Annotated in this window: 10 protein-coding genes; all 10 read left to right on the forward strand. The window is 30.5% G+C overall.

What is annotated here, in order from left to right; translation table 11 throughout:
* The first annotated feature begins 132 nt into the window (after window positions 1–132).
* The 10 genes from APS56_RS15595 (at window position 133) to APS56_RS15640 (ending at window position 13,473) form a co-directional block, all read left to right on the forward strand.
* Entirely contained in the window at window positions 133–3,444 is a 3,312-nt protein-coding gene (locus APS56_RS15595; RefSeq protein WP_157757688.1) for a SusC/RagA family TonB-linked outer membrane protein, read from the forward strand.
* A gap of 11 nt (window positions 3,445–3,455) precedes the next feature.
* Window positions 3,456–5,147: a RagB/SusD family nutrient uptake outer membrane protein gene (locus APS56_RS15600; RefSeq protein WP_054730518.1), complete on the forward strand. Its 1,692-nt coding sequence runs from the start codon at window positions 3,456–3,458 to the stop codon at window positions 5,145–5,147.
* A 265-nt stretch (window positions 5,148–5,412) separates the two neighbouring features.
* On the forward strand, window positions 5,413–6,699 hold the full coding sequence (locus APS56_RS15605; RefSeq protein ID WP_054730521.1) for a ComEC/Rec2 family competence protein: 1,287 nt from the start codon (window positions 5,413–5,415) through the stop codon (window positions 6,697–6,699).
* 619 nt (window positions 6,700–7,318) lie between these two features.
* Window positions 7,319–7,732 carry a response regulator gene (locus tag APS56_RS15610; RefSeq protein WP_054730524.1) on the forward strand — a complete coding sequence of 138 codons (414 nt, stop codon included), beginning with the start codon at window positions 7,319–7,321 and terminating at the stop codon, window positions 7,730–7,732.
* Entirely contained in the window at window positions 7,732–8,271 is a 540-nt protein-coding gene (locus tag APS56_RS15615) for a heme NO-binding domain-containing protein (protein WP_054730527.1), read from the forward strand. Before APS56_RS15610 ends, APS56_RS15615 begins: the two co-directional genes overlap by 1 nt.
* Window positions 8,271–10,247, forward strand: coding sequence for a PAS domain-containing sensor histidine kinase (locus tag APS56_RS15620; RefSeq protein WP_054730529.1), 1,977 nt, complete (start codon window positions 8,271–8,273; stop codon window positions 10,245–10,247). Before APS56_RS15615 ends, APS56_RS15620 begins: the two co-directional genes overlap by 1 nt.
* A gap of 1 nt (window position 10,248) precedes the next feature.
* Complete coding sequence (locus tag APS56_RS15625) at window positions 10,249–11,382, forward strand: FIST signal transduction protein (protein ID WP_054730532.1); 1,134 nt, start codon at window positions 10,249–10,251, stop codon at window positions 11,380–11,382.
* A complete protein-coding gene (locus APS56_RS15630; RefSeq protein WP_054730534.1) occupies window positions 11,382–12,428 on the forward strand; it encodes a sensor histidine kinase in 1,047 nt (348 codons plus the stop codon). Before APS56_RS15625 ends, APS56_RS15630 begins: the two co-directional genes overlap by 1 nt.
* 4 nt (window positions 12,429–12,432) lie before the next feature.
* Window positions 12,433–12,750 carry an Hpt domain-containing protein gene (locus APS56_RS15635; protein ID WP_054730537.1) on the forward strand — a complete coding sequence of 106 codons (318 nt, stop codon included), beginning with the start codon at window positions 12,433–12,435 and terminating at the stop codon, window positions 12,748–12,750.
* Window positions 12,751–12,759: 9 nt separating this feature from the next.
* Entirely contained in the window at window positions 12,760–13,473 is a 714-nt protein-coding gene (locus APS56_RS15640) for a LytR/AlgR family response regulator transcription factor (RefSeq protein WP_054730541.1), read from the forward strand.
* Window positions 13,474–13,575 lie beyond the last annotated feature (102 nt).

The raw sequence follows: 13,575 nt of genomic DNA on the forward strand, positions 1-13,575 counted from the left end.
AATCTCTGACAAACAAACCTTCACTTCCCCTAGAAGTATTAATTAAATAATTAACTAACACATTGCAAATTTATGGAATTTAAATTAACAACCCCCTGCTTCATTAAAAGAAAGCAGGATTTAAAATTTATTATGCGGGCATTTATATTATTGTTCTGTACATCAGTTTTTAGTTTTTCTTCGGGTGATTTACTCTCCCAGAATTCTAAAATAGTTATTGACACTGATACAATACTAACTATTGATGAAGTCTTTGATATAATTTATAAGCAAACGGATTATTCTTTTGCTTATAAATCTGAAATATTTAAAGACGTTCCTAGTATAGAATTAAAAAAAGGAAGTATTAAAACAAATGATCTTTTAAATCAAATATTATCGAAAGGTAATTTTAATGTTGTTTTTGGTACAAACAATACTATTCTCATTAAAGAGAAAGAAATAGACATTAAAATTGAACAAGGTTTTCAGGTCTCTGGTATTGTCACTGATTTTAATGGTCAATCATTAGCAGGAGCTAATGTTCTTGAAAAGGGTACTATTAATGGTGTACAAACAGATTTTAATGGAAAGTTTTCATTAAATGTAACAGATCAAGAAGCAGTACTTGAAATTTCCTATTTAGGTTTTGTGACCATAGAGGTTTTGGTTGATGGGCAAGATAATTTTTCAATAGTTTTACAGGAAGATTCTGAAAAGTTAGATGAAATAGTAGTTGTTGGTTATGGAATACAAAGAAAAAAGGATTTAACAGGTTCTATTTCAACTGTGGATGGTGAGGTTTTATCTAAAAGAAATGTTACACAACTTTCACAAGCATTACAAGGAACCATGCCAGGAATGATGGTTACTCGGTCAAGCGATGAACCTGGAGAATCTGCTAGTGTTAGAGTAAGAGGGATTACAACTATTGGAGACAACAGTCCCTTGTTTATTGTTGATGGAGTGCCAATAGACAATATCAATTATGTTAATCCAAGTAACATTGAAAGTATCACTGTCTTGAAAGATGCTGCATCAGCTTCAATATATGGAGCTAGAGCAGCTGCAGGCGTTATATTAATTACCACAAAGAGAGCTAAAGAGGGACAAATTAATTTAGAATACACTTCTAATATAGGTTTTGACAAGCCCACCGCATTTATTGAGAAAGTAGGTCCTCAGCGTTATTTAGAAATGATTAATGAGTGGGTATGGAATGATGCTGGTAATACACCAGGTCAAGAATATGCTTTATATGCTCAGGAAGAAGTTGACAATTGGATTTCAAACAATCAAAGCAACCCTAATCAATATCCAATTACAGACTGGCAGTCTTTATTGCTTAAGAGGCAGGCTAATAGACAGTCACATGAATTGGTAATAAGTGCAGGGGGTGAAAAGGTAAATACTCGTGCTAGTGTTAAATATGAGGATATAGGGGCTTTATATAATCATAGGTCATTTACGCGTATTCTTACCCGAGTTAATAATTCAATAGAAATAACAGATAACCTATCTGCAGAAGTTGATTTCTCTCATAATTACACACATAATACTGAACCAATGGTCAATCCAGTATGGAATGCCCTTTCTTACGCTCCAATCTATGCTGCTCAGTGGGATGACGGAAGGATTGCTGGAGGAAAAAATGGAGATAATGCATATGCCATGCTTAATTATGGTGGAAACGATGATTATTGGGTTAATAATATTAATGGTCGCTTAGGTTTGACGTTTAAGCCAACAAAAAATTTATCTTTTACGGCAAGAGTAGCACCAAATCTTAAATCAACAAAATATAAAACGTTTCGTAAGCAAATAGAGTATTATTCTGAGAATGATCCTACACAATTTGGAGGGTTTATATCAGGATTTAATGCAACCAATCTTTCTGAAAGAAGAGTCGATAGTTATAATTTAACGAAGCAGTTTCTCGTTAATTATGAGAAATCTTTCAATGTACATAATGTTAATACAATGATTGGATATGAAGATTTTTATGCATTTAACGAAAGCGTAGGGGCTATTGGGAGAAATTTTGAATTAAACAGTTACCCTTATCTTGATTTAGCACCTGTTGATTTCATAACGGCCTCTGGTTATGCTAATGAAAATTCCTATCGTTCATTTTTTGGTAGAGCAACATATGATTATAAAAGTAAATATTTCATACAAGGAAATCTTCGCTTAGATGGATCATCCAGATTTCATCAGGATTATAGATGGGGATATTTTCCTTCGGTTTCTGCTGGATGGGCTATTTCGGAAGAATCTTTTATGCAAAATTTGACCTCCATTTCTTTCTTGAAAATAAGAGGATCCTGGGGAAATATGGGTAATGAAAGGATAGGGAACTATCCATACCAGTCTAATATTAACTTTTCAAATGGACTGTTTTATCAGGGTAATGACGTTGTTTCTGCAACTACTGCAGCTCAGGTAGATTATGCCATCCAAGATATTTCCTGGGAGACCACTGAAACTTTTGATGTTGGTCTAGATTTGCAACTTTTTAAGAATAAGTTCACTCTTAATGCAGATTATTATAAAAAAACAACCAAAGGGATGCTGCTTGACTTAGAGATACCTGACTATATTGGATTCTCCAATCCTACTCAAAATGCAGGAGAGATGTATACTACTGGGTGGGATTTTAATGTATCATGGAAAGAAGTTGTAAATGATTTGAGTTATACCATCTCTTTGAATCTATCAGATTCAAAGACTAAAATGGGGGGGTTAAGTGGAATTGTTTTTGATGGATCAACAATAATTCGTGAAGGTAGCGAATTTAATGAGTGGTACGGATATAAATCAGATGGGATATTTCAAACGCAAGAAGAAGTAGATAATTCGGCATTATTAAACTCTTCTGTTCAACCTGGTGATATAAAGTATTTAGATGTAAGTGGTCCAGATGGAGAGCCGGATGGTGTTATTTCACCGGATTATGACAGAGTTTTATTAGGAGGTTCTTTACCTCGCTATTTATATGGGGGAACTATTGACCTTAATTATAAAGGATTCGATTTTTCATTAGCGGTACAAGGGGTTGGAATGCAAAATAGTTATTTAAATTCGAATTTAACAAAACCTTTTGTAGGACAATGGCATAATGTATCCAAAATTGTTGATGGCAATTATTGGAGTCATTATAATACCCCTGAAGAAAATTTAAAAGCTACTTACCCTCGGCTATCATACACTAGTGAATCTGCTAATTATTCCACTTCCGATTTTTGGTTGATTAATGGAGCCTATTTTAGATTAAAAAACATCGTTTTAGGATATACATTTCCGGAGTCCACTTTTAGCCAGGTAAAGCTGAAAAGTATTCGTGTTTATGGTTCTGTAAATGATTTATTTACAATTAGTCATTTTCCTGATGGATGGGATCCAGAATCAGCTTATGATAGTTTGATTAATACAACTATTAATTTAGGTATATCGGTTAAATTTTAAAATTTTATTTTATGAAAAAGTTTATATTTTTATTTGGAATTATCTTTATAGTTTCTTGTTCAGAATTAGATTTGAACCCATTATCAGCAGGTTCGAGTGAAAATTGGTACTCTAATCAGACGGAGTTTAATTTGGCTCTCAATGATTTATATAGAGAATACCTTTGGGCTACAGAAGTTAGCTATAGAACTGAAAGATATTCTGATAATTGGAATCAACGGCTCACACAATATGCGTTTCCGGGAGGTACCATTGCGAGTGATTGGAGTGACGCTGAAAGTAATTGGGTGAATTTTTACAAAGGTATTTCCAGAGCTAATAGTATTATCAATAACCTACATGAAATAGAGAATAATGTATTAGCTGAAGAATTTAGAAATCGTTATGAAGCTGAAGCTCGATTTATGAGAGCCACTTTTTATGGAACATTAGTATTTCTTTATGGAGATGTTCCATATTTCACGAAATATCTTGATATCGAAGAGGCGTTTAATATTGGTAGGACTAACAAGGAGACTATACTTCCTTTTATTTATGAAGATTTTGATTTTGCAGCTGAGTATTTACCAGAAGTGTATGGAAGTGGTGAGTTAAAAAGGGCTACCAAAGGTGCGGCGTATGCTATGAAGGCTAGAATTGCTCTTTATGTTTCCGATTGGGAAGTCGTTAAAAGTGCTGCTGAAGATTGTATTAATTTAGGTGTTTATAGTTTGCATCCTGATTTTGGGGAATATTTTCTTTCAAGCACAAAAAATTCCGATGAAACAATTTTTGCAATACCAAGATCTCAACAGCTTAACTCATCGTGGAGTCCTAGAAGTTGGCTTCCTCGAAATGTAGGGGGGACTTCAACAGCCCAGCCCTCATGGGAGTTGTTTTATTCATTCTTAGCTACAGATGGATTACCAGTTGATGAATCTCCATTATTTGATCCAAAAGAACCGTTTAAGAACAGGGATCCTAGACTAGCTGAGACAATTGTTCCTTTTGGCAATGTGCATTTAGGTGTGGTTTATGATCCACATCCAAATTCAGAAATGGTATTAAACGTTAATACAGGGAGCATGATACAAAATAAAGATACTCGTAGTGTGGATATTTATGCTGCTTATAACGGATTAACTTTAAAAAAAGGTGTGGATGAAGATTGGCTAGATCAAATAGTAGATAACGATATAATTATTATGCGTTATGCCGATGTACTGTTAATGAAAGCTGAAGCTGATATAGAGTTAAATGAAATTGACGAATCAACACTAAATGCTATTAATCAGGTAAGAGCTAGGGCTTATGGAGTTGATGAAGCTGAAGTTTTAGAATATCCAAGTGTACAAATTATCTCTCAATCTGAACTTCGTACCATTTTAAGGACAGAAAGAAGAGTGGAACTCGCGTGGGAAAATCGCAGATTTGCCGATCTTATACGGTGGCGGTTAGCTGAAGTAGCGTTAACTAGACCTGTTTATGGTTTATTAGACCCTATTGAATTACGAGAACAAATTGTTGATAAAGGTTTATGGTTTTTACCTGAAATTCCTGAAATTGATGAGAATGGACTTGTTGATTTTTCATCTTTATTTGATCAAGGATTGATTAGAAAACATGTTGAACGAAATTTTGATCCTAAAAGGCAATATTTATGGCCTATTCCTTTTAAAGAAACTCAAATTAACCCTAATATATCTCAAAACCCATATTATTAATAATATGTTTTAATTTAAAAAAAATACTCCGTTGTACATTTTAACAGACAAGTTCAATTTTCAAGATTTGATGTGTTTTGAATATAATTATATCTGAATAATATTTTTTATACTCAAAAAAAAATCATTTGTTAACTATGTTGTATTAACTTAAAAAAAACAAGTCATTATGGTTTTTTAGGGTGAAAAAAATGTGTAACGGGGTAATAATAGAATTTATATTTATTTAAAACCAAAAAAATTTCATTAGTAAAATAAATGAATTATGATAAGTAAAAGTAAATGGATAGGGTTTATATTTTTTATATTTCTTTTTTCGTGCGACGAGAATGGAAAGAAAGATTCAACTGGAAATAATAATGATGAAGGCCATCATAACGAATCGGTAATAGGTAAAGTTTTGCCTGATTGGGAGGAGGGGTATTTGGATATACATGCTATAAATACAGGTCGTGGTGAAAGTACATTATTTATCTTTCCAGATGGAACTACGATGTTAATTGATGCAGCAGGATCGTTGATTTCTCCTACCGCTGAAATACCACCGCCACCACAAAAGCCAAATGTAAATGTATCCCCTGGTTTAACAATAACCAATTACACCAAATATTTTATAAAGACGGCAAGTAACAAGTTGAATTATATTATGCTGAGTCATTTTCATCCTGATCATATGGGAAGCTATGATACAGGTTTGCCTTTGAATCCTTTAGGTAGTTTTAGAATGGGAGGAGTTACAGAAGTAGGAACAAACATTGCTTTTGATAAAATTATAGATAGAGGATATCCGGATTATAATTTTCCAACAGATATGACCTCGAATCCCTTGATAGCGAATTATATTAAATTCATTGAATGGGCTAAAAACGCATATGGTGCTACAGCAGAGAAATTCTTAGTTGGAAAAGTTGATCAAATAGTACTAAAACAAAATCCAATAGAATATCCTAATTTCCAAATTCGAAATATTGTAGCAAACGGAAAAGTATGGAAAGGAACCGGAACGGAAATTATAAACACATTACCCGAAGGAGAGGATTTGTTGCGAGCAGACCCACCTGAGAATATTTTGAGCATAGGGCTTGTATTGTCATATGGTGAATTTGATTATTTCACGGCGGGCGATTTGCAATACAATGGTAGATCTACATATTCTTGGAAAGATATGGAGTCACCGGTTGCTAATGTGGTAACATCCGTAGATGTAATGAAAGCTAATCATCATGGTACTGCCAATTGTAATGGCGAGGAGCTTTTGAAAAGCCTAAAGCCTAATGTGGTAGTTGCTCACACGTGGCGGGATGTGCATCCTAATCCGGAAACACTTGGCAGAATATATGGAGCACAAAGTTCTACTCAAGTATTTACTACAAATATGACATTAGATAATAGGCAAAGACTGGGGGCTAACCTATCTAAAATTAAAAGTACACAGGGTCATATCGTTGTGCGAGTGAAACCAGATGGAGGAGAATATTCAATTTATATACTTGATGACAGTAATCAAAGTTATAAAGTAACACAGGTTTTTGGTCCTTATAAAAGTACTTAAAAGAAGAGGTAGTTAGATTTTTTTATAGTATAAGCTTAGTTATAAATCGAGGGTTTGGTCATTTAAAGGCTGAACCCTTTTTTTAAAATTAGTTAAATCTATTTTAGAATAATCCTGACTATTAAATAAGTATTGTCCATTTTTAATTAGTATATAGTAAGGACAAAATGTAGATTTTATAACGAATAGGCAGTAAAAAAACATCGTTAAGAAAATCTTTTTCGTTTTATAAGTATAGTATATAAATTTTAAATTTAGTCAAAAATATCATGCGTTATATTTTTTGATGTTTGTTATTCAAACAAAACTGTTTTCTGATATAGCTTTTTTTATAGTATTTAGTTATGGTTATTTTTTATTTATTTTTACTGGATTAATCTAGTTAACATTCACAATGTTTAAAAAGAAAGAAAATACGTGTAGTGTTAGTCGTATTTTAATCAATTAGAGCGTATTATAGGGTTTTTAATTTTCTTGATTAATATTTATAAATATCAAACAAAACCATTCAACGACACTTTTTTTCCATTCGTCTACACCTAAAATCTCATTAACGATTTCGTAATAAAATAAAGCCTTATTAAAACTATTTTTGTAGCTCACTTAAACGTCAAGTATCATGACAAATGTTTTAAAAATATTGCTTATTGAAGATGATATGATTGAAATAATGAAGCTAAACAGAGCAGTTTCATCTCTTAAACTCAATCATAAAATTATTGAAGCTAATAATGGTGAACATGCTTTAAAGATTTTAGAAAAAAAAGAAGACTTACCTGATATAATTTTGTTAGATTTAAACATGCCAAAAATTAATGGTATTGAATTTTTAGGTATTCTTAAAAAAGATGACGTATTAAAATACATACCTACTATTATTTTAACGACATCTAATAATCAAAAAGATTTATTAGAATGTTATAGAATAGGGATAGCAGGTTATGTTTTAAAACCATTGAAATACGAAGATTATGTGTCTAAAATTGAAAAACTTTTAGCCTATTGGAGTATTAATGAATTAAAAAAAATATAATGAAGGGCATTGTTTTTACGGAGTTTTTAGATTTAGTTGAAGAGAAATTTGGATTAGAAATGGTTGATAAAATTATCAATGATTCCAATTTAGATTCAGGAGGGGTATATACATCTGTTGGGACTTACAAGTTTTCAGAAATGCTCCAGTTACTTCAACATTTAAGCGAAAACACTGATATTTCAATAGACAATTTATTATTAGTATATGCAGAGCATTTTTTTAGTGTTTTAGAAAAAAGTTATCCAGGACTTCTTGCATCTTATAGTGATCCTATAGAGATGCTTTCTTCTATTGAAAACCATATCCATATAGAAGTTCGAAAAATTTATCCTGACGCAGAATTACCGACTTTTGAAGTGGTTGAAAAAAGCAAAAATTCATTAACATTAATTTATAAATCAAGTAGAGCAATGCATCATTTTGGTTTGGGGTTAATGAATAAAACCTTTGAGCATTTTAATGCTAAAGCTACCATTTTATTAGAAAAATTAAAGGAAGATGGTACCGAAGTTAGGTTTACAATTAATAAAAAATAATGAATCAAGATAAGATTGATATTTTACAGCGGGCACTTGCACGTGAAAGGGCTGCAAGAAAACAAGCTGAATCTATACTAGAAAAAAAAGCTGCTGAATTATACGAAACAAATAGAAGGTTAGAAAAATCATATTCAGAACTTGAAATATTACTCACTAAAAAAGACTCTCAATTACAAGGTGTATTTGAAAACATTGTAGATGCATATTTAATAATGGATATGTTTGGCAATATTTTAAAAATGAATGATGCCGCATTAGAATTGTTAGGTTTTGAAGATGATAAGATAGATTTCAACCTAATGAATATGGTAAGTCCAAATGATTATGAATATGTTTCTGCTTCATTTCAAAAATTATTAAAATCGGGTTCATTAACCAATTTCGAATTAAAAATAACAACAAATTTAAAAACTGAAAAATTAATACATGTAAATGCAAGTATTATTTATGATGACGGAATAGCAGTAGCTGCACAAGGTATTATTAGAGATATTACAAAAGAAAAAGAGGCAGAAGAAAAGCTGAAAGAATCAGAGAATAGATTGGCAACCTTAATTCTTAATTTAGATAGAGGTGTTGTTCTTGAAGACGAAAACAGAAATATTATTCTAACTAATAAGAAATTTACTGAACTTTTTAATATTGATTTGCCACCAACGGAGTTAATAGGATTAAATTGTAAAGTATCTTCTAAGCAAAATAGTCTTTTATTTAAAGATCCTGAAGGTTTTTTAAGTAGAATGAATCAAATAGTTGAACAGAAACAAAGTATTGTTGGTGATGAGTTAGAAATGGTTGATGGTAAAATTTTGGAAAGAAATTATGTCCCCATTTTTCTTAATAAAAAATCAAAAGGATATTTATGGACCTTTAAGGATGTGACGCTAAGTAGAAATTATAGAAAGAGTTTAGAAGCAGAAAAACAGAAATATTATAATATTATTTCGAATGTTAATTTAGGACTTGTAGAGTTAGATTTAGATGATAAGATTTTGATGGTAAATCAAAGTTTTATTAACATGACAGGGTATTCTGAAGAAGAACTAATTGGAGTAAGAGGTAAAGATATTCTGCCTGTTTCAGACGATAAAGAACTTATTGAAGAGCAGGTAAAAAATAGAAAAAGAGGAAAAACAGATTCGTATGAGTTACGAATTAGAAAAAAAGATGGCGAGTTAAGACATTGGTTAATAAGTGGAGCGCCAAATTATAATTTAGAAGGAAAAGTTATAGGCTCAATAGGTGTGAATTTTGATATTACAGACATTAAAAACCTTGAAATTCAAAAAGAAAACCTTTTAAGCGAATTAGAAAAAAGCAATAGCGAACTACAAGAATATGCACATATTGTATCACATGATTTAAAATCGCCATTACGAAGTATTAATGCATTGGTAAGTTGGATTAAAGAAGATAATGCAGGTGAATTGGATGCTGTAACCAATCAAAATTTTGATTTAATTGAAACTACATTAGAAAAAATGGAGCAATTAATTTCAGATATTTTAGATTATTCCAGTGTTGGTACGGATGAAGGTGAAAAAATAGAAATCAATACCAATGATTTATTAAAAGATCTAATAAAAATATTATACATCCCAGAACATATTTCAATAAACATAGCCAACACATTACCAATAGTTTTAGGTCATAAAACCAAATTACAACAAGTGTTTCAAAATTTAATTAGTAATTCTGTTAAGTTTATTGATAAAGAAAAAGGGATTATAAATATTTCAGTTGTGGAGTTAAGTGATTATTATCAATTTTCCATACAAGATAATGGGATGGGAATTGAAAAAGAATTTCATGATAAAATATTTAAAGTATTTCATTCTCTTAAAAAAAGTAAAGATTCTTCGGGTATAGGATTATCTATTGTACAAAAGATTGTGCAATTACATAATGGTAAAATTTGGTTAGAAAGTGAACCTAATATTGGTACTACGTTCTATTTTACAATAAGAAAATAACATGAAAATAGTACAATTAACAAAAAAAGAAAATCAAGATTGGAAATATATGAGTGCTAACATTAAACTTGTTAAGCCTCTTGTTTTGGTTTTTGGTAATAGATTTTTATTAGAAAGCGATACTATTTATTCAGAAATTAAAACACTATTTCCTGATGGTGATATTGTTTTTGGTTCTTCATGTGCAGATATTACAGCTGAATCTGTTAACGAAAATGCCATAACCATTACTGCTATTGAATTTCAAAAAACTTCTTTTTTAATTAGAACAAGCAATGTTTTAAATGCCGATTTTGATAGTTTTAAAACAGGAACTGATTTAATAAAACAATTTCCAACAGAAGGCTTAAAATATGTTTTTGTAGTTTCAGAAGGTAGTTTTATAAATGGCAGTGGATTAACAAAAGGTATGAACAAGGCTACCAATGATAATGTTTTGATTACAGGTGCTTTATGTGGTGATTCAGATCGGTTTGAAAAAACCATAGCGTCATATAACGAAAATCCTAAACCAGGTGAAATTATTGCTATTGGATTTTATGGTGCATCTTTAGAAGTGTCATTCTCAATATATGGAGGTTGGACACCTTTTGGACCAGAACGTATGGTAACAAAATCTGAGGGAAATGTGTTGTACGAATTAGATAATTTACCAGCATTAGATATTTATAAAAAATATTTAGGCGACAAATCTAAAGAACTTCCAAGTGCAGCTTTATTGTATCCTTTAAATGTAAAAAGCTCAGATGAAAAACAATCTATTGTAAGGTCTATTTTGAATATAGATGAAGTCAATAATACCATGATTTTGGCTGGAGATATTCCAGAAAATTCAAAAGTACAACTCATGATGACTAATGTTGATAATATAGCAAATGCCTCAGAAAAAGCTGCTAGACAAGCTTTGAGTTTGCGTGAAAAGAAACCAGAATTGGCTATGTTGGTAAGCTGTATAGGTAGAAAAATAGTTTTAGACCAACGTGTTGAAGAAGAAGTTGAAGAGGTAACTCAAGTTATTGGAGATGGTATAGCTGTAACAGGATTATATTCTTATGGAGAAATAGCCCCGTTTCATGGCGAAGTATCTTGTCAATTACACAATCAAACAATGACGGTAACATTACTAAGTGAATAATGAATTCATTATTAAAAAGACAGGTACGTAAGTATTTAAATACAGAATCTATGAATCCTAATATGGAGCTTTTTATAGATTCTGTAAATAAATCTTATAATAATTATGATGAACATTTTGCCATGTTGCAACGCGCTATGAGCATAAGTTCAGAAGAGCTATTTACTGCTAACCAAAAATTACAAAACGAAGCTAAAGAACAACAAGAAGTTATAGATAAATTAAAAAATGTTATTAATACATTAAAAGTTTATGAATTGCCAGAAGGTATTAATGCCAATGAAACAGAACTTACAGGCTTGCATTTAGTTAATTTTTTAGATAGTCAAACCAAAGACATTATTGAAATAAATGCACAACGAGAAAAGGTTTTACAAAAATTGGCAGAACAAAATCAAGAATTAAGTGATTATGCACACATGGTTTCTCATGATTTAAAATCGCCTTTACGTAGTATTTATACATTAACTACATGGCTGAAAGATGATTATAAAGATAAAATTGATGCCAATGGACATGAGAGTTTAGATTTAATACGAAACAATGTTGAAAAAATGGATAATTTAATAAGTGGCATTTTAGATTATACAACAATAAATAAAAATAAATCTGAATTTTATGATGTAGATATTGATAAATTAATTGATGATATTTTAGAAACTATAGAAATACCAAATACGATTTCAATTAAAAAAGCATCTCAATTACCAGTGATTAATGGTGATAAATACAGATTACAGCAGCTTTTTCAAAACATGATTGATAATGCCATAAAATATAATGATAAAGAAAACGGATTTATAGAAATTGGTTTTAAAAATCAAACAGATTTTTGGGAATTCTATGTAAAAGATAATGGAAAGGGTATTGACGCTGCATACTTTGAAAAAATATTTAAAACCTTTGGAAAATTAGAAAACAATTCAAAATCAACAGGTATTGGATTATCAATAGTAAAAAAAATTATTGATATTTATGGAGGTAAGGTCTGGTTAGAATCTGAATTAGGCAAAGGCACTACCTTTTATTTTACTTTAAAAAAATAAGCTTATGGAACAACCAAATTTATCATATATACATAGCATGTCTGGAGGAGATACGGCTTTTGAGCAAAAATTAATTGATATTATTAAAAAGGAACTTCCAGAAGAAATAGAAACATATTATGAAAATTTGACTGTAGGAAATTTAAAAATGACTGCTGAAAATGTACATAAACTTAAGCATAAAATTAGTATTTTAGGGCTTGGAAAAAGTTATGATATTGCTGTAGCGTTTGAAAATAATTTATTGGAAGGCAATAAAAACCTAAGTAAAGAATTTGAATCTATATTAAATACCATGACTAATTATTTAACAACGTTATAATTAGCATATATGAATTGTATTATTATTGATGATGAGGCTACTGCTAGAGCTATAATTAGTCAATTTTGCTCAACTATGAAAAACCTTACCGTTTTAGAAGAGTTTCCTAATGCAATTCAAGCAATTAAATTTTTAAATCAGAATGAAGTGGATCTAATTTTTTTAGACATCCATATGCCAGATTTTACAGGGTTTGATTTTATACAAACTTTAAAAAATCCACCTAAAATTATATTAGTAACATCAGATTCTCAATTTGCCATTGAAGCTTTTGAGTATGATTGCATAGTTGATTATTTAGTAAAACCAATTTTGTTACCTCGTTTTGAAAAAGCGGTTTTAAAAGCTGAAAAAACTGAAATAATTAAAGATGATGACACTTCAAATGATGATAAAGGTGTATCAACATCAGGTAACGATTTATATGTAAATATTGATAGGCGTCTTATAAAAATTGATATACCAAGTATTTATTTGGTTGAAGCCAAAGGCGATTACATTCTAATCAAAACGGAAGATAAAAACCACACCGTGCATTCAACATTGAAAAAAATTGCAGATAAATTACCAGACAATTTATTTTTAAAAATACACCGTTCATATATAATTAATGTTCAAAAAATAATTGATATTGAGGATAATAGTGTGTTAATTAAAAAAGATGTTATTCCTGTAAGTCGTTCAAACAGACCTGAATTAATGAAACGATTAAATTTGCTATAAAATATCTAAACGAGCTTAACTTTCCATTCGTCTACACTTAATTTTCATCCAACGAAAATTAAAATATAACAATCAATAGAAGTATATTTTTGAGATATAAAT

Origin of the sequence: Pseudalgibacter alginicilyticus (genome assembly GCF_001310225.1) — a bacterium.
In the GTDB taxonomy this organism is placed as follows: domain Bacteria; phylum Bacteroidota; class Bacteroidia; order Flavobacteriales; family Flavobacteriaceae; genus Pseudalgibacter; species Pseudalgibacter alginicilyticus.